Source organism: Pelosinus baikalensis (assembly GCF_020819555.1).
In the GTDB taxonomy this organism is placed as follows: Bacteria; Bacillota; Negativicutes; order DSM-13327; family DSM-13327; genus Pelosinus; species Pelosinus baikalensis.
In genome coordinates this window covers 40,187-58,309 of sequence record NZ_JAJHJB010000032.1, presented here as the reverse complement: position 1 = coordinate 58,309, position 18,123 = coordinate 40,187, and the positions used below count along the sequence as shown (strand labels likewise).

Below are 18,123 nucleotides of genomic sequence, written 5' to 3'. Positions count from 1 at the left end.
AGGGAGCAATCGCCGGACCATACCCTCTTAGTCTCCAATCATCATTTGAATTTGCGGATGCATAGGCTCCCGGTATAACTTTTAAGGCAGGGTCCAATGAATGAACACCATCGGCAAGTCCTTCTAAGGCAGTGGCATACGCAGATGTAGATATTCGACATTGGTCCCAAGTGCCGGCATCCGGTTCATTTATTGCCTGAAAAACAGTAACGCCCCAATCGCTTATGCTGTTCTCTTGTGCCCAAGTTCCACCGGGACCAAACCGCTCAGCAAAATCGTGTCCAATCTTGTACCACTTCTTATAGTCGCCCAAAGGGTTTGTATAATTCCCATAATACTCAAAAAGAACAATAGGCGTAATTCCTGCGTTATAAGCTTGCAACATGGCCTTATCACTCATTGATGCCTTGGTTTGAGCTGTGCTGTCATTATAATAGTAGTTTGGATAAAGATTCATTCGTGCCATTTTTGCACTATAAGAGTTAATAGCGTCATATTTCTCCGCTTCTGCTGTTCCAGCTAATCCGTTGGTAATATTCCCTCCACCTGTTACTGAATTGATATAGAGTTCATTCTTTGAAGCCGCATAAACGTCCTCAGCGTTTCTCTCTGGTGCTGTTAACTGTTGACCTACTGTTTTCATTATATTACCTCCAAATTTTATTATTTGTTAAAACCAACATAACCAAGAAACTCTGTGTGCTCCTGTATATCGGCTTTCACTAATACACATTCCGTGGCAATTAAAAATTAAACTACCGAATGTGAATTTATTTGTTATTCTTTATCCGTACATGTAAGTTGAATTTTGGATAGGTATAAAATAAAAAAAGCCGTCTCACTAAGACGGCTAAACCTAAATTTATTGTGGCAATCGAAAAAACATAACAACAAGTAACCCAATAGCGGCCGCACCAATAGCTATTAATCCATATAAAATTTCCATATTATCAGACCTCCCAGTATAAATTACGTAACTGACGACGATTATGTGAACAAAATAAAAAAGCGACCGCCCTATTAATTAAGGTAAGACGGTGCTTTGATTGGAAACTATATGTGATTTGTAACATCCTACCAGAGACGTGTTAAAACTTAAACCCTGCACCAACATAAGCAGCCGACTGACTTCCTAATTGATAAGCACCAACTTTGCTAATACTGCCAGTATAACCAGCACCTGGTTCAATCTTACCTTTAGTGAACATCGCGCCCGCCGTGATCACGTTATGCCTTGTATAATTTCGCAGAAGATGAGCACTATAACAATGTTATTACTCCAATATCGGCCAAAGAAGAAAACCCTGTCACTATACCGCAGGTCGAAGAAACAGGTATCTCTGAGGTACCTCATTTATTGCATTAAAAAAAGCGCGTAGTTTTTAGCTACACGCCTTCATTTTAGAACAGGTTGCACACTTGAGCAACTCATTCCATTGCACACCTGTTTGATTTTACTGGAGCCGATATGCAGATTCGAACTGCAGACCTACTCATTACGAATGAGTTGCTCTACCAACTGAGCTATACCGGCAATCTACCTCTACTATTTTATCTCAATACAACCTCATAGTCAAGAATGCTGCACGTACTTAATTTGGTAAAATTCTATAGTATTCCTTGAATATATTTTTCTAGCAAAGCATTTATAATTGTAAAAACTTTGCTACATTTCCTCCTAGTACCCGTTCCAAAACATATGGATCTGTCACTAGTTCCTCTATGACCATTTTAGCTATGAATGGCGAAGAATAAGGAGCGTCCGAGCTAAAAAAAGTCCTTTCCGGGAATTCTCTAATTGCAAAAGACAGGGCTATTGTCGTATAAGCAGCTGATAAGTCTAAATAGGCATTTGGTATTTCTTTGATTGCTTTTAACGTATCTAACCAATGTATCCCACCCATATGTCCCATGATTGTCGGCACCGTAGGATATCGTCTTGCCAACATCAACAATTCCTTAATATCTTCAAGCTTCAAAGGAAAAAACGTATGCACCCATAACGGTAAATTACCCATCTCTTGGGATGCACGAAACAATGCGTCCATCTGAGAAATCTGCCCTGAACCTGGTGTTAATTCCCCTATCCCCCGAAAGTCATTAGCAATTACGTACTTTTCTATCCAGTCCAGATTTTCGGAATAGGATAAACCAAAGGGAATCGACCCAAAGCCGATATATTTCCCAGAGTTTTCTTTAATTACTTTAGCAAGCTCCTCAATTCCCCGGATTCTTTCATCCCGTGGATTTTTTACTCCATTTAAGACATCATATAATTTATTCATTTCTTCTTCAAAGGCCGTTATATTGGTTGTTGTTTCGGGATGAACTATAGTGGTAAATAGAATCGTTAGATCAATCTTAGCTTCTGCCATCAGTTTTATTTGCTTATCAGGCGGAAGCATAACATGAGCATGACTATCAATAATCATCGATAAAATCCTCCTCTTATTCTGCATCCTTTCGTTGTCAGGCACTATTCAAATTCTTTTATTTTTTCCTGGAGCCGCTGCTGAATAGAATGCAATATTTCCAATTGCTTATTCACTTCATTAAGTTTAACTTGATATAGCTTATAAGCTTCTTTACATAATGGACGATCATTTTGCGGCAACATCGGACAATCAATGATTTGCGCAATGCTCTCGGTTGTAAGCCCTAAGCTGAGATACAACTGAATTGTCTTTACTTTGGCAATTGCATCACCATCATAATCCCGATAACCATTTGCCAATCGCCTGGCATAAAGTAACCCTTTTGATTCGTAATGCCTTATTGACCGTATACTTGCACCCGTTTGGCATGATAACTCTTTAATTAACACGGCATTCTCCTTTCTGGCATCTGTAATTACATTATAAAGTATGACACCTATGTTATTGTCAAGAGCAGTATCTAAACTAATTCATATTGCTTTCATCGGTCACACTGCCACAACTATATTTCATATCACAGGCAGCTTACCATGATAAATAGCATAATAACAACATAAAAGGGTCTGGAAAAATTCCAGACCCTCCCTTTGCTCAAAGAACTTCTTCTCGCAACACCGTTTTTATCATGCTCCGTGCATTTAATAGAAACGCCTGAGCTGGCTGCTCTAACCTGCTCTGCTCATCTCGAAACACTTTTTCATATTCAGTTAAAATCTGCTCTTCATCATATCCCTGGCTGGCGAGACGAAGTATAAACTCCTTGGTTTCTTTCACAGCCAAGAGACAATTTTCCCAGTAGCTTAGCGTATCACTTTCATTCACCAGGCCGAAATGAGGTGAAATGATAAATTGAGGATTTAGTTTTTGGCATCTATGGATTGAATCGATTGCTTCAGAACAGCTGGTTAAAAACGCAGGATAAATTTTTCCCGATTTACTCATATATCCTGTTGATTCACTAGGAAATAGGGTATCATTATCAATTAAAAATGATAATGAACATTTTGTATGACCTCGTGTCTCAATTACCTTAATGCTCAGACTTCCTAGATCCAGCACATCTCCGTCACAAATGATCCGATCTACTTTCATCATTGCATCATCATAGTCCACTATCAAATCTGGATCATAAATTTGAGCCGCTTGCATGCTAAGACTTCGAATTAGCTTTAAAGCATTTGGCTTATTTAAAATCTGTTTTGCATATTCTGTCCCTAATACCTCACTATTAGACCATTGTGCTTTTAAATACGGAATGGCACCGATATGGTCATAATGGGAATGACTGATACAAATATAATCCAACGTTCTTTTACATAGTACGTGCTTAATATTCTTAATGAGATTTGACGCACAATAGGCCATGCCACAATCAATTAATGCCGTTTTTTTCGCTCCCAATAGTAAAAAAGCATTACCGCCTTTTCCGCCTGTGACATCTATAATTCTATCCATTACTCTTTTTATACCTTCCTTGTATTTACTGGGCCATAAAAACAGCTAATAATCCATCCCATCCCTAAGCCAACTACCAGCGGTATAATCCACCCCATTCCAATATCAAAGAATGGCAGAAAATTACGATAGATGATAAGAAACCCCTGAACACTCTCTTGATTTTTAACACTCTCCGGCATTGCATTGATCCCATCGGCGATACTGACCAACAAGGTACATAGAGTTGTCATCATATATACAATCTGTCGGTCTTTAAAAAGTGGCGATAATAACGCCAAGAGTATTAAGGTGATGGCTAATGGATATAAAAACATTAATACCGGAATGGATAAAGAAATAATCTGTGTCAATCCAATGTTTGCAATTAGGCAAGACAAAATGGTAAATAACACTACATAGGATTTGTAACTAAGAGAAGCAGGAAATAGTTCCTGAAAGGTTTCCGAGCAGGCAGTGATTAAACCGATAGCCGTTTTTAAGCAAGCAAGGGTTACAATAATTGCTAACAGAATGCTTCCCAAGGATCCAAAATAATAATTGGCAATTTGCGCTAATGCAATCCCGCCATTTTCTGACAGCTTATATTGACCAATACTTGTTGCTCCAATATAAGCCAGACAGCCATAGATTAATCCCATCAAAAGAACGCTTACACTTCCTGCTTTAATCGTACCAATCGCAATATTACGGGGGCTTTGAACCCCGAGCCCTTTAATTGTTTGAACAACAATAATGCCAAAAGCCAGGGAGGCCAACGCGTCCATAGTATTATACCCTTCGGTGAATCCTTTGAAAAAAGGATCTGTAGCATAGATCCCATGGATCGCAGCATCAGAGATACTGCCCATTGGCTTTAAAAAACTCACGATTACCAAAAAAGCCAAAAAAGCTAAGAACAAAGGATTTAAAATCTTCCCTACCCAAGTTAAAATTTTACTGGGCTTCAATGAAAAAAGTAATGCAACGAAAAAGAATAGGATGGTAAAAACAGCCAGCCCTAGTGTCTGGTATTCATTTGCAATATAGGGTGCCAGCCCAATTTCATATGAAACGGTCCCGGTTCTGGGAAGTGCAAAAAAAGGACCGATGGTTAAATACAATAAGACCGTCATGATGTATCCATAAATAGGATGGACACGACTGGCTAAATCAAACAAGCCACTGCTTTTTGAGACGCCAATGGCTACAACCCCTAAAAAGGGCAATCCTATCCCTGTGACGAGAAATCCAATAGTTGCACTCACAACATTACTACCAGCTTCTTGTCCCATATGTACAGGGAAAATCAAATTACCGGCACCAAAAAATAACCCAAACAACATGGAACCGATCAATATATAGGATGATAACGTCAAACGTTTATCCATAAAATCACTCCTACTTTCTAAATTATATCTTTATTCTGCCGCGTCTTAGGCTAGCACATTATTGAAGTATATAACGTTTCGAAAAAATTATCAATTACATAAGATATTTCTTCAATGTTATGTCAGCGAATGCCTTTCTGAGCCCAGTACTCAATGCGTTAAAATTTGCAATACGTGATCCAAATCCAAGACAATGGCATAACAATCACCATGGCAGGCAGCATATTCGCAATGGGGAAGGATTTGATTCCACAAATGCGAAACCCGGTAGCCAGCATAAGAATACCGCCACATGCAGTAAAATCAGCAAGCATCACTGGTGTTGTTAATGACATGATGAAGGATGCAGCCAAAAACAAAATCAGAAGTACGATAAATTGTGGGATAAAGATTGCAGCAACCATATAACCTAAGGCTGCAGCAAAAATTCCTGCTGTAAAGAAATCAAGAATCGACTTCGCTAATAAAATCGTATGATCACCCGTCATTCCCGATTGCAAAGCACCAAATACGCCTGTACCACTTGCACAAAACAGAATTACAATACCAACAAACTGATCCATAAATTCTTTTTGATTCTCTACTCCTGCTTTACTGGAAAACAGTTTTTCTACAGGTCCTCTAGCTTTATTGGCCCAAACTTCAATCCCTTTTTCAAATTTCATCAGTTCCCCAATGGCTGTTCCAACAATGACTGCTAAAATGACAGCCGGCAGGGTATTCATTTGAACGATGCTGGTGATCCCCATGGACATAGAAGCTATACCCAAAATCAAAGGTAAACTGGTTTTAATTCTCTCTGGAACCTTATCCCCTAAAAATGCGCCAATAATTCCTCCAAGTAGTACAGATAAGCTATTAACAATTACACCAATAGGCATTATGAATCTCCTCTCAAGTAAAATATGAAATGGTACTGTGCCATCAAACATCGTTTGCAAGAGATTCCTTAATCACGAATGGCCGGATTGCTTCGCGCTGCTCGCAATAACAGTTCAATGCTGCTTTTATTCCTTTACTCTTACCAGTAGCTACAGGTAAGATCGAATGTATTAATTTACCCATCCCATAAATTGTAACCTTCTAGAACCACTATGTGCAAGTATATTTCCTGCAGAATAACAGGTTTACAAGATAAAACAAATAAAGAGTCCCCCAATTGGGCGACTCTTTATTCTATTGCATTTCTTACCGATGTTCGCGATGTTCACGTATTTCCCGCAAGGCTCTTTCATGGCGTTCGATTTCTTTTTGCTGCCTTTTATGCCACGTTTTTTTGCTCTCATGAGGACGTCGTTTCATCTCGTGTTCATGTCGTTCATTTTCAACCCGTTCTCGCTCATGTCTTTCACGTTCCATGCGATCACGTTCATGGGGATTGGATCCCGGACCACGTTGATCATATTGCTGCCCTACAGGAGGCAGATTATCATTATGTAGCGGCGAAGCCTCGATTATGGATGCACCAAAACCAAGCTGCAGCATGCCTGCAAGGGAATATATCATCATTTTCTTTGTTATGCTTCTCATAAACCATTCCACCTTTATCTATCTTAAAAATGTGTCGTCTCTATGCACTTTTTTAGTAAGCCTTTTAGTATGATTTCGTTAGCCTTTACCGCCTCCTCCTCTAATACGTATCTTAATTATAAACTGCCAATGTGACAACTTCGTAACAACTGTATAACAATTTGTAGATAATTCATTCAAATATCTCTACATCCGATAAGAAAAGCACTTAGCATCTTAGAAAAATAAAACATTTGAACCACAAAGGCGCAAAGTACACAAAGGGTAGCTCATAATTTTTTTTCGCAATTAAGAATTTATCGCTCTATACTTATAAAAAAACTAGACAGTCATAGATCGATGACTGCCTAGTTCAATGAAACTCACAATTATAATGCTTTAGGATTCCATTCCTTTAACTTGTCAACATGGGAACCAGCCAGATCCATGACACTCATACCATGGAACATAGCGTCCTCAGGAGTAATGGTGAGAATCTGAATGTCATCATAAAATAAAATGACATTTTCCCCGTCATAATCCAAAATATATTTATCCGGATTATAGTTTGTTAACTGGCTGATACGATATAAGGAACCAGCCACAAAATAAGCTCGATACAATGGCTTATAGCCGCCATACTCCGCACTAATCGTCGGCAACTGCCAAGCACCATCTACAACCAGCCCTGATTTTCCATCTGGCGCTAATTGAGCTTTAGGATGGATTTTGTCCTTATCCAGGAAGTTTTGCACCAGAGCAATTCGCTCTTTACTCTCAGGATGATCGGAAAACAGATCACTCTGCGAACCTTTTTCCAAACTGGAAAGTTTCAATAATCCCATCTTCATACTATAGGGATTATAACCCGCCTTAGAAGAATGAACATATCCCAGATAATCGGCTTCTCTCTCATCAGATCGGCTATAGCCGGCCATAATCGCATTCATGGCTAAATTCTGAAGTATCGCAGCCTTATCACCAAATACTGCAATGAAACCGATATTGAGCAGTAGATTTTTTTCAATTTGTTTTACCGAATGCCGTTTGACCACATGTCCTATTTCATGTCCGATAACACCAGCTAATTCATCATCAGATGGCATCAGATCCACTAAACCCTTAAATATGTAAATAAACCCGCCAGGTGCTGCCATGGCATTGACATCTTTGGAGTTTAAAACTTTAAATGAATAGGGTAAATCTTTTCGGTCACTAACAGCTACCATGTTCATACCTATTTTAGTTACCCGTTCTTGCAGTGCTGGATCATCCACCACGCCATATTTTTTCTCAAGCTGCTTGCCCACATCACGGCCAATACTGATTTCACTCTTCGTGCTAATCATAGCGGCCTGAGCACACGGTACCCCATAAAGGGTAACAATGCAAACAATTGCAGCAAAAACCACTCCTACGCGAAGTATAATTCTATGTACCATTTGAGCCCTCCAATCGAATACATCATGATGTAGCATCTCATGAATATTCTATCATATCTGGCACAAAATAACTCACAGAAATAATTTCCTAGCCGTCTATACCGTATGTCCCCTGCATTCGCCCCTGGCCCTTTCTATGGCTTTTGTCTCAAGTGACAATAAAATATGATTGGCCAGGTATGCCAAAAGAGAGGACAAAACCGTCCCCCAGAGAATCTTCGGCAAATAATTCATCCGTAACCCATCAAACAGCAGGACGCCTAATCCCCCTGCATGAATCACGGCTGCAATGGTTGCAATACCAATGGTAGAAACGGTTGCAATACGAATACCGCCTAAAATAATCGGCAAGGCCAGAGGCAGCTGTATTTTAAAAAACATATACCTGGCACTAAGCCCCATCCCATATCCGGCCTCAACAATAGAAGCATCGATCGACTGAAAGCCCGTTACTGTATTCCTGACCAAAATGTATTGATTGTAGATGACTAACACGGCAATAGCAGTCATCTTTCCCAATCCGAATGCTGGAAGCAAAAAAGAAAACAAGGCTAAGCTGGGTATGGAATAAACAACGCCAAAGAAAGATAATGCAGCCGTGGACAGCCATTTTGATCTTGCAATTAACAATCCTACTGGTACTGCCAATAAGAGAGAAATCAGCATACTCAAACAAACCAAATACAAATGCTCCAATAGCAGTATCAACATTTGATCATAATATTTTACTAGGTACGTAATCATATTTAGCCACCTTGTTCATTAAGCAGATAAAATTTTACCCTGCCTAGTACTAACTTTAAGCTGCTCCCATGTGATTTTTCCTACCACGCCTCTTCCACCATCCTCTACCAGTACATGATTTTGCTCATGTTCTAAAAAATAAGTCAATATGTTGTGCAAGGATTCTTCTGTACCCACACGAAAAGCACGATCACTGACCTGGGTATCAACAGGCAGCATTACCGAATGTGCCTTTAGTACTTTTAATCGCTGCACAATATCCTGAGTTGCTATCAAGCGAGCAACATATTCATTAGCCGGTTTTGAAATAATCCCATAAGGTGTATCAAATTGCTGAATTGTCCCCTCATGCATGATCACCACTTTATCCCCCAGCTTAAATGCTTCGCTAACATCATGGGTCACAAATAATATGGTTTTGTTCAACTTCCTTTGAATGCGAATTAACTTCTCCTGTAAGTTCTGCCGCGTAATGGCATCAATCGCACCAAAAGGTTCATCCATTAACATAATGTCCGGATCAGCTGCCATCGCTCTGGCCAAACCGACTCGTTGCTGCTGCCCTCCCGATAATTGTCTTGGATACCGCTTCTTAAAATCCCGGGGCGAAAGGCATACCAGCTCTAAGAGCGCATCCACCCGATTGGCAATTGTCTCTGTATCCCATCTTAAAATTTGAGGGATGGTTCCAATATTTTCTTCAACTGTCATATGAGGAAATAAACCAACCTGCTGAATGACATACCCAATTTTACGTCGATACTCTTCTAATTTTAAGTTTTTAATGTGCTCTCCGAAATACAAGATTTCCCCGGATGTTGCCTCATAAATTCGGTTCACCATTTTTAGAAGAGTCGTCTTGCCAGATCCCGAAGTTCCTAAAATAGTAATAAAGCTTCCTTCGCTAATACGCATATTGACCCCTGCTACAGCGTATTGAGACGTATTGGCATACTGCTTACTTACATTACGAAACTCAATTGCAGTTCTAGCCACTTTATTACCTCCTTTTCTCGCTTCCCAAGTCTCGGCACCGCAGTCCAATCTATTTGATCGTATTAAAAAACTCCTTTGCTACCTCATTGTATTCCCGTTTCTTAATATCCACCTCAGCATTTAGAGTAATCACCGCTTTGTTATCGAGCTTTGCCGTAACTTTATTCAAGATATCCTTTATCTCAGGGTGTTTCTCCACCATATCCTGCCTGATAACAGGAGCAATGTTATAAGGCGGCCATACATGCTTGTCATCTTCCAATACAACAAATTCATCCTTGCTCAGCTCTCCTTCTGTGGTATATGCTACCGCCAGATCTGCCTTATCATTGTGAAGTACATCATATTTAATACCGTTGTCATATAGCCTGCGATCTTTAAAATCAAAAGGACCATATACCTTGACTAATGCTGGCAGTCCATCCGTTCTCTCATCAAATTGACCTTGGGAAGCAAACCGGATTTGACTTGCATGTTTCTGCAAATCAGAGATCGTACGGATCTGATATTGCTCCGCTGCTCTTTTACTCATCACCAGACCTTGAGAATCATTGGCGGCAGAAGGGTCCAGCCAAATCAATTTGAATTTTTCTTTATATTTAGCAGAAACTTCATGATAGACTTCTTTCGAATCAAATTTAGGAGCTTCTTTTAATACTGTTAATAAACCTGTCCCCGTGTACTCAGGATAAAAATCAATATCACCATTGATTAGCGAGTTATGAACAATCGCGCTGCCTAGGTTTAACTTACGCTCAACTTTATAGCCCGCATGTTCCAAGGCTAAGCTATATAACTCACCTAGAATTAGGGATTCTGTAAAATCCTTTGAGCCTACTTTTATCGTCACCTTATTCTCTTTTGCTTGATCAGAACTGGCAGAGTTGCTGCTGCATCCCGCTACAACCAGTAGTACGGCTGCCATGGATAACAACAAAAACATTCCGAATCTCGATATCTTTTTAATCATTTTCCACACTCCTATTGCTCTAATCCCGTTGATACTTCGTAACCATATGCTGCACAGCTGTTAAGGATACCTCTGTCAAAACAGATAACAATGCTACTGACATCCCTCCAATCAATAATATCCTTACATCATTCATTCCAATACCAGTAAAGATAAAATCGCCTAGTCCGCCGGCACCGATGTAGGATGCTAATGTGGCACTAGCGATAACCTCCGTAGCAGAGGTCCGCAATCCTGTGAGTATGAGAGGCATTGCTAAAGGAATTTCGATACCAAAAAGAATCTTTTCAGTATTCATCCCCATACCTGCTGCACATTCCAGCACAGAAGGGTCAATGTTTCTAAAACCCGAATACGTATTAATCAATATTGGCGGAATTGCCAGTAACGTAAGTGCGAACAGAGCAGGTACAAAACCCGTACCTAATATGGGCATGGCGATGACAAGTACCGCCAAACTGGGTATAATGCGCAGAATGGTAAAAGCGTTAATCACAGAATAGGATACACTGCCATTTTTTGAACACCAGATTCCTAAAGGTACGGCGATCATGAAACTGACAGCAATCGCAGCCAGACTAATCTCAACGTGTACAATGACAGCTTCATAATATTTATCAATATTGAGTAATAGATATGCAATACTCTCATTTATCATTCTATTTCCCTTTCTCATGCAGCATGAATTTCTTGTTGCATTACTTATTTACGATCTACTCAGGTCCCCTATGTTTTCCTTATCATTCTTTATGGAGCAAGACCATTTTATAGACCGCCTATTTTCGATCTCACTAAAATAAAAAAATAAAAAGACTAAGCAAATTCCCCTGCATAAAAGAGAAAATTTTTTTACACTTTCCACTCCAACAACAGTGGATATAATACTGATAGTATTTGTACTGGCATCTGCATATAAATAGTAAATATATCTAAAGGATATAAAAGAACCGAAAATAATTCCCCCTCAGCGCACTCTGCGGCTCTGCGGTTCGTAATATCTATATTTTTTCACCTATAAAACGTAAACTTTCTAAAATACCTAATAAAAAAAATTATACTTTGGTGCATAAATAAGCAGGTATTATTGGATCAATGTAGTATACTATATAATGTAAATTCCACATATAGTGCGCACTATATAATGTAGAAGGTGATTTTATTATACAACTTACCATACGACAGACTAATATTCTAGAAATAATACAAACCCTCGGTCCAATTACCGGCAATCAAATTGCAGAAAAACTAAACCTCAGCCGGGCAGCTCTTCGTTCTGATTTAGCTATTTTGACGATGTCCAAGCTTGTCAGCGCGAAACCGAAAGTTGGCTATTATTTTACAGGCCGCGACTTGCAGCAGCTAAATACCATGTCTTTTGATGCCATTCTCATTGCCGATACTCTTTCTTCGCCCATTGTGGTAAGAGAAAACAGCACCGTCTATGACGCTATCGTTACCTTATTTACAGAAGACGTGGGAACGATTTTCGTAGTATCCGAAGACAATTTCTTAGAAGGGGCCCTTTCACGAAAAGATCTGTTAAAGGCAGCGATGGGAGGCAAAAATAACAACGATCTTCCCGTCAATATTATTATGACACGAATGCCAAAAATCATCTTAACAACGCCAGAGGAATCGGTGTTGTCAGCCGCTCAGAAGCTTTTATATCACCAAGTAGACGCCCTGCCGGTAGTAAAAATCATAAAAGAAGGTGAAACCACAAAATATCAGGTAGTTGGTCGTTTTACCAAAACCAACATCACACGACTTTTTGTTCAATTGGCAGAAAAATAATCGTTTATTCAAAATCCCAAAACGAAGGAGGCCCTCTTTGAATACTCTACATAACAGCCAAGTTCCCGTTGTATATATACTTTCTGACTCCATTGGTGAAACAGGAGAATTGGTTGTAAAAGCGGCGATTAGTCAATTTAATGGTGCAAACATTGAGCTTGAACGCAAGCCTTATTTAAAATCCGCTGCACAAATTGATGCCATATTAGAAAAAGCAGCCCAAAGAAACGGAGCGATCTTCTATACCATAGTTCGTCCGGATTTAAAAGAGGTTTTAGAAACCAAAGCTCACGCCTTAGGAATAACACATGTCGATATTATGGGACCTGTCATCGATGGTCTGCAAGCAGTTACTCGCTTGTCCCCTCGCAACGAACCGGGCCTCATTCGCAAAATAGATCAAGCTTACTACACTAAAATTGAAGCCATTGAATTTGCCGTAAAATTTGATGATGGAAAAGATCCCCGCGGTCTCTTACAAGCAGATATTGTCATTACAGGTGTATCAAGGGCCTCAAAGACACCTTTATGCATGTACCTTGCACATAAAGGCATTAAAGCTGCTAATGTACCTTTAGTAAAAGAAATTCCGCCGCCGTCTGAACTGTTTCAGGTGGCTGCTCATAAAATTGTCGGACTTACTATCAAACCGTCTTTATTATTTGAAATACGTAGAGAACGGCTAAAAGCAATGGGACTACAGCCTTCCAGCAACTATGCCAATTTAGAACGTATTATTGAAGAACTCGATTATGCCCAGGATATTATGCGCAAAGTCGGTTGCCCTGTCATTGACATTACAAATAAAGCAACAGAAGAAACTGCTGAGAGAGTTCTAGATTTTTACCGTAAAGGAGTCGTTGAACAATGAAAAAATTCGTATATTTATTTGATCAAGGCAACGCCGATATGCGTTCACTCTTAGGAGGAAAAGGAGCGAATCTGGCAGAAATGACCAATATTGGTCTGCCTGTACCACCAGGTATGACTATCACCACAGCCGCCTGCAAAGAATACTATGAAAATGGCAAAAAGCTTCCAAGTCAGATCATAGAAGAGGTGCGCGAGAATTTGGCTCATCTGGAAAAAACCATTGGTAAAAAGCTAGGGGATGTAACAAATCCCCTGTTAGTTTCCGTTCGCTCTGGAGCCGTATTTTCAATGCCAGGTATGATGGATACCATCTTAAACCTTGGCTTAAACGAAAAAACGGTACAAGTGGTAGCAAAAAGTACGAACAATTTGGTGTTTGCTTATGATTCCTATCGCCGCTTTATCCAAATGTTTGGTGATGTTGTATTGGAAATTCACAAATATGAATTTGAACAGCTTTTGACGCAGCACAAAAAGAAGCAAGGTGTTACCTTTGATCAAGAAATGTCTGCAGATACCTTGCGGGCAGTAATCGACAGTTATAAAGAACTCGTATTAGAAAAAACAGGCACAGCATTCCCTGAAGATCCAATGGAACAATTATTTTTATCCATTGAAGCGGTGTTTCGCTCTTGGAATAATGAACGAGCCTTTATCTATCGCAATCTGAATAAGATTGATCATGACCTGGGTACTGCTGTTAATATTCAGTCTATGGTATTTGGAAATATGGGCAATGACTGCGGTACTGGTGTGGCTTTTACCAGAAATCCTTCCAATGGTGAAAATCTATTATATGGAGAATACTTAACAAATGCCCAAGGGGAAGACGTCGTAGCGGGCATTCGCACTCCCCAGCCAATTGCAAAATTAGAGGCAGAAATGCCTCAAGTCTATGCTCAGTTTGCTAAGACGGCTAAAATCTTAGAAAAACATTATAAAAATGTGCAAGATATTGAATTTACCATTGAAAAGGGCACTTTATATATACTGCAAACTAGAAATGGCAAACGTACTGCCCAAGCAAGTATTAAAATCGCTCATGATCTAGCGGCAGAAGGCTTGATCAGCAAACAAGAAGCCCTGTTATTGATCGAACCGGGCCAGCTTGATCAGCTGCTTCACCGCCAGATTGACCCTAACGCCAAACTGGATATTATGGCTACGGGTTTACCAGCCTCGCCCGGTGCCGCTTCCGGCGCCGTCGTCTTTGATGCCAATCATGCAGAAGAGCTGGGCAAAAAAGGACAAAAAGTGATGCTGGTGCGAACGGAAACTACACCTGACGATATTCATGGCATTATTGCCGCACAAGGTATCTTAACCAGCCGGGGAGGCATGACCAGCCATGCAGCAGTAGTAGCTCGCGGTATGGGGAAACCTTGCGTATGCGGCTGTGAAGCAGTAAAAATCAACTATCATACTAAGACCTTCACAATTGGAGAAACGATCATAAAAGAAGGAGATCTAATCTCCATTGACGGCGCAACAGGGCGGGTCATCGCAGGCGTTGTCCCCATGAAAGATCCTGAACTATCTACGGAATACCTAACCCTATTACATTGGGCCGATGAATATAAGAAACTAGAAGTTAGAGCCAATGCCGACAATCCTACAGATGCACAAAAAGCCTTAGAGTTCGGTGCCAAGGGCATTGGATTAACTCGTACTGAACACATGTTTATGGGTCAGGATCGCCTGCCACATGTACAGCAAATGATTTTGGCAGAGAACTTTGAAGAACGCCAAACCGCCTTAACTCATTTACTGCCAATGCAGGAAGAAGACTTTTATGGTATCTTAAAAGTCATGACTGGCTATCCCGTCTGCATTCGTCTCTTAGACCCACCACTTCATGAGTTCCTTCCAAGTATGAACGAACTGCTGATTGAAACGACTACCCTCCAAATTACCCAGGAAAATATGACACTGCTAGCACAAAAAGAAGCCCTACTTAGAAAAGTTCGCGCTCTCCATGAATCCAATCCAATGTTAGGGCATCGGGGCTGCCGCCTTGGCATTACATTCCCAGAGATATACGAAATGCAAATACAAGCCATCTGCAATGCAGCTGCCCGACTCACCACCGAAGGTTACAAAGTCTTACCTGAAATTGAAATTCCATTAACCATCGGCAGCGCAGAAATGAATTTCTTCAAAGAGAAAATTGATAAAATTGCTAAAGATACTATGGAAAAATATAAAGTAAGCTTCCATTATACATCCGGTACTATGATTGAACTGCCGCGGGCAGCCCTCTTAGCTGGCGAATTAGCAGAAGCAGCGGAGTTTTTTAGCTTTGGTACCAATGATTTAACACAAACCTGCCTAGGATTTAGCCGTGATGATGCGGAAGGTAAATTCCTAAATGATTATTTAGATATGAAACTCTTACCCGATAACCCCTTTATCACCATCGATCGCAAAGGCGTAGGAAAACTGATGGAAATTGCTGTAGAAAGCGGGCGCAAAACCAGACCGGATATTCTAATTGGTATTTGCGGCGAACATGGCGGCGAGGCTCGCTCCATCGAATTCTGCCACCAAATTGGTCTTGATTTTGTCAGCTGCTCTCCCTATAGAGTCCCCATCGCCCGCTTAGCCGCAGCACAAGCTGCCATCAGCAAAGGCGAAAATTACGGAACAAAATAAGAAAAAAGCGTCCTTTAAAAACATATAAAACAATCGAACCACAAAGGCACAAAGTACACAAAGGGTTTTATTTGTGCCTTTGTGGTTGATAATTACTTATATTTTTTCACTTACAAAACTCATAAATTTGATCTTATAGGTAAGAACCCCTGGGGCAAAATAAAATGCGCCAGGGGTTCTTTTCCTATTTCCACTTTTTCGCTGCACGGTTGAATTTCTTCCAATTTTTATTTGCTTTCTTTTGCAGCTGCAGCTGTTCGCGCATTTGCCAGCCGATCAGCATGCCTGCCTCTAAATGTACTGCCCTGCTGGATTTGCTCCGTAATAATGCCTTTAGCAAAATCTCCGTACTACGAGCATCTGTTATAATCCCCAGGGTATCTTGCAGTTTTTCCAGTTGTTCTGCAATAGAGGCTCTATCACCTAGCAACGGCTGCATTACTTCTACTACATACTTAAGTTTCTTGATTCCTAATCGTAAATTATGAACATCGTTGACATCCGCCCAAACCACAGATTCGGCTTCTTTTCTCACCCTCTTGATCCAACTGACTAAACCATTGCTAACAAACTTTTCCGTTGTATGATCAGAAACGATAGATTGCTGCCAGTCATTATCTAAAAGTTCGCCCCACAAACCTAATAATAAGGGCGTTGCCAAACCGGAGCTGCATTCACTTACAATCTTCTCCATTTCCTGATTGCGACTCTCAGCCAGAACATCTCCTAACCAGACTTTGGCGCCTCTTTCCTTAGACTGATAGTCCTGTAATTGACGCCAGCTGGCATAGGCTACATCTAATTCTCGCACTTTGGCCAGCCTTTGACCAAACTTTTTTAATTCATCCTGATACCAAGTGTTCTGTTTGATTACGTTCAAGGGTTCGGCAAACTCCAATACCGATCGCAGACGCCGCAAGCAAATACGCAGTTCATGGACTAATTCCGGCAGCTGGGGATTTTCAAGAAAAGCCCGCTGTGCCGTTAGAATATGATGAATCAGGTCTATCAGCAATATAGCTACAGCCTCACTAACAGGCTTGGCTGTATCCACCTGAGGTACAGAATTTTTCTTTTGCTGTACAGTCGCTAGACCTGCCAGTAAGAGCCCTCGATAAAACTTACTATCCGGTTCTGGCAGCAAAGGAAACTCCCTGGATAAAGCAGCGCCCAGCATAAATAATGCTTTAGGCTCTCCTGTTTGTAATTCTAATTCGATTTCTAAAATAGGCGATGTCTTCTCTCCTGCAATAATAGCACCTTTATCAGCAGCTACTTCAATCGTACTGCTATCAGGCATAACAACCTCTACTATTCGCCGCTCAAAGAAAGTAATTAAAATAGGCTCTAATATTTCATCACCTACTACTTCCTGCAATCGTTCACCAATTTCAGTATGAGCAAAGGCTCGTACATCGGGTTCATTATCGGAAACAACTACATTCCATTCTAACCTGGCATGCAGCCCTCCCTTAGAAGAACCACCACCTTTGACAGTGGCAATCCAATTTTCGCCTTCTCGGCGCAGACGATAAGCCAACTGTGCTTTTTGCAATGCATGACTAGGTGTATCAAAGTAACGAGCTTCTAATTGCTGGGTAATCTCTGATCCAGAAACAGTCACTGCTGCCAACGCCTCTGCTGTCATGATTTTTTCCCATACACTCTCATCGGCACAACTCAGCTTCAATTCCGTTTCCATATGATTAGGCAATCCTATCACCATCCTACCAAAATCGTCATATTCTCTTTATCCCAGAGTATAGCATGCCCCATAGCTTGTCAATGTCCTCCATAAAAGATTCTTGCTTTAAGAAAAACACCCAGAGTTCTTAAAAAATCTTTGAACCGCAAAGACGCGAAGGACACAAAGGGATTTTAAG

16 protein-coding genes and 1 tRNA gene are annotated in these 18,123 nt (G+C 40.5%); 3 read left to right on the top strand and 14 right to left on the bottom strand.

What is annotated here, in order from left to right; genetic code table 11:
• The 13 genes from LMF89_RS18770 to LMF89_RS18710 form a co-directional block, all read right to left on the bottom strand.
• Positions 1 to 643 (bottom strand): hypothetical protein (locus LMF89_RS18770; RefSeq protein WP_229536420.1); only part of this gene is annotated, 643 nt, incomplete at its 3' end.
• An 815-nt stretch (positions 644 to 1,458) separates the two neighbouring features.
• Positions 1,459 to 1,534 (bottom strand) — tRNA-Thr (locus LMF89_RS18765).
• A 112-nt stretch (positions 1,535 to 1,646) separates the two neighbouring features.
• Positions 1,647 to 2,432: an amidohydrolase family protein gene (locus LMF89_RS18760; protein ID WP_229536419.1), complete on the bottom strand. Its 786-nt coding sequence runs from the start codon at positions 2,430 to 2,432 to the stop codon at positions 1,647 to 1,649.
• Between the two features lie 44 nt (positions 2,433 to 2,476).
• Positions 2,477 to 2,824 (bottom strand): MerR family transcriptional regulator, encoded by a 348-nt coding sequence (locus tag LMF89_RS18755; protein ID WP_229536418.1) that lies wholly within the window; start codon positions 2,822 to 2,824, stop codon positions 2,477 to 2,479.
• A 202-nt stretch (positions 2,825 to 3,026) separates the two neighbouring features.
• Positions 3,027 to 3,890 carry an MBL fold metallo-hydrolase gene (locus LMF89_RS18750; RefSeq protein WP_229536417.1) on the bottom strand — a complete coding sequence of 288 codons (864 nt, stop codon included), beginning with the start codon at positions 3,888 to 3,890 and terminating at the stop codon, positions 3,027 to 3,029.
• A gap of 8 nt (positions 3,891 to 3,898) precedes the next feature.
• Positions 3,899 to 5,260, bottom strand: a complete 1,362-nt coding sequence (gene brnQ, locus LMF89_RS18745; RefSeq protein ID WP_229536416.1) for a branched-chain amino acid transport system II carrier protein — start codon at positions 5,258 to 5,260, stop codon at positions 3,899 to 3,901.
• 158 nt (positions 5,261 to 5,418) lie between these two features.
• Complete coding sequence (locus LMF89_RS18740; RefSeq protein WP_229536415.1) at positions 5,419 to 6,141, bottom strand: DUF554 domain-containing protein; 723 nt, start codon at positions 6,139 to 6,141, stop codon at positions 5,419 to 5,421.
• Between the two features lie 307 nt (positions 6,142 to 6,448).
• On the bottom strand, positions 6,449 to 6,790 hold the full coding sequence (locus LMF89_RS18735) for a hypothetical protein (RefSeq protein WP_229536414.1): 342 nt from the start codon (positions 6,788 to 6,790) through the stop codon (positions 6,449 to 6,451).
• A 368-nt stretch (positions 6,791 to 7,158) separates the two neighbouring features.
• Entirely contained in the window at positions 7,159 to 8,211 is a 1,053-nt protein-coding gene (locus LMF89_RS18730) for a M48 family metallopeptidase (protein ID WP_229536413.1), read from the bottom strand.
• Between the two features lie 96 nt (positions 8,212 to 8,307).
• Positions 8,308 to 8,955 carry an ABC transporter permease gene (locus LMF89_RS18725; protein ID WP_229536412.1) on the bottom strand — a complete coding sequence of 216 codons (648 nt, stop codon included), beginning with the start codon at positions 8,953 to 8,955 and terminating at the stop codon, positions 8,308 to 8,310.
• An 18-nt stretch (positions 8,956 to 8,973) separates the two neighbouring features.
• The gene (locus LMF89_RS18720; protein ID WP_229536411.1) at positions 8,974 to 9,951 is read right to left on the bottom strand and encodes an ABC transporter ATP-binding protein; all 978 of its coding nucleotides are present in this window, start codon (positions 9,949 to 9,951) and stop codon (positions 8,974 to 8,976) included.
• Positions 9,952 to 10,000: 49 nt separating this feature from the next.
• Complete coding sequence (locus tag LMF89_RS18715) at positions 10,001 to 10,921, bottom strand: glycine betaine ABC transporter substrate-binding protein (RefSeq protein ID WP_229536410.1); 921 nt, start codon at positions 10,919 to 10,921, stop codon at positions 10,001 to 10,003.
• A 19-nt stretch (positions 10,922 to 10,940) separates the two neighbouring features.
• Entirely contained in the window at positions 10,941 to 11,579 is a 639-nt protein-coding gene (locus tag LMF89_RS18710; protein WP_229536409.1) for an ABC transporter permease, read from the bottom strand.
• A gap of 500 nt (positions 11,580 to 12,079) precedes the next feature.
• Here LMF89_RS18710 and ccpN point away from each other — a divergent pair, with 500 nt between their 5' ends.
• From ccpN to ppdK, 3 genes are read left to right on the top strand one after another with little or no spacing between them, the layout of a single operon-like run.
• Positions 12,080 to 12,715, top strand: a complete 636-nt coding sequence (gene ccpN, locus LMF89_RS18700) for a transcriptional regulator CcpN (RefSeq protein WP_327078736.1) — start codon at positions 12,080 to 12,082, stop codon at positions 12,713 to 12,715.
• Positions 12,716 to 12,752: 37 nt separating this feature from the next.
• Entirely contained in the window at positions 12,753 to 13,586 is an 834-nt protein-coding gene (locus tag LMF89_RS18695; RefSeq protein WP_229536408.1) for a pyruvate, water dikinase regulatory protein, read from the top strand.
• Positions 13,583 to 16,240, top strand: coding sequence for a pyruvate, phosphate dikinase (ppdK, locus tag LMF89_RS18690; RefSeq protein WP_229536407.1), 2,658 nt, complete (start codon positions 13,583 to 13,585; stop codon positions 16,238 to 16,240). The genes LMF89_RS18695 and ppdK overlap by 4 nt, the downstream gene beginning before the upstream one ends.
• 184 nt (positions 16,241 to 16,424) lie before the next feature.
• Here ppdK and LMF89_RS18685 read toward each other — a convergent pair whose 3' ends face one another.
• Positions 16,425 to 17,963: a CYTH and CHAD domain-containing protein gene (locus LMF89_RS18685; protein WP_229536422.1), complete on the bottom strand. Its 1,539-nt coding sequence runs from the start codon at positions 17,961 to 17,963 to the stop codon at positions 16,425 to 16,427.
• Positions 17,964 to 18,123 lie beyond the last annotated feature (160 nt).

Excerpts from the sequence above, each read along its gene's own strand:
- LMF89_RS18725 (WP_229536412.1), bottom strand. The coding sequence starts at position 8,955 with ATGATTACGTACCTAGTAAAATATTATGATCAAATGTTGATACTGCTA.
- LMF89_RS18715 (WP_229536410.1), bottom strand. The coding sequence starts at position 10,921 with ATGATTAAAAAGATATCGAGATTCGGAATGTTTTTGTTGTTATCCATG.
- LMF89_RS18760 (WP_229536419.1), bottom strand. The coding sequence starts at position 2,432 with ATGATTATTGATAGTCATGCTCATGTTATGCTTCCGCCTGATAAGCAA.
- LMF89_RS18710 (WP_229536409.1), bottom strand. The coding sequence starts at position 11,579 with ATGATAAATGAGAGTATTGCATATCTATTACTCAATATTGATAAATAT.
- brnQ (WP_229536416.1), bottom strand. The coding sequence starts at position 5,260 with ATGGATAAACGTTTGACGTTATCATCCTATATATTGATCGGTTCCATG.
- LMF89_RS18740 (WP_229536415.1), bottom strand. The coding sequence starts at position 6,141 with ATGCCTATTGGTGTAATTGTTAATAGCTTATCTGTACTACTTGGAGGA.
- LMF89_RS18750 (WP_229536417.1), bottom strand. The coding sequence starts at position 3,890 with ATGGATAGAATTATAGATGTCACAGGCGGAAAAGGCGGTAATGCTTTT.
- LMF89_RS18730 (WP_229536413.1), bottom strand. The coding sequence starts at position 8,211 with ATGGTACATAGAATTATACTTCGCGTAGGAGTGGTTTTTGCTGCAATT.
- LMF89_RS18735 (WP_229536414.1), bottom strand. The coding sequence starts at position 6,790 with ATGAGAAGCATAACAAAGAAAATGATGATATATTCCCTTGCAGGCATG.
- ppdK (WP_229536407.1), top strand. The coding sequence starts at position 13,583 with ATGAAAAAATTCGTATATTTATTTGATCAAGGCAACGCCGATATGCGT.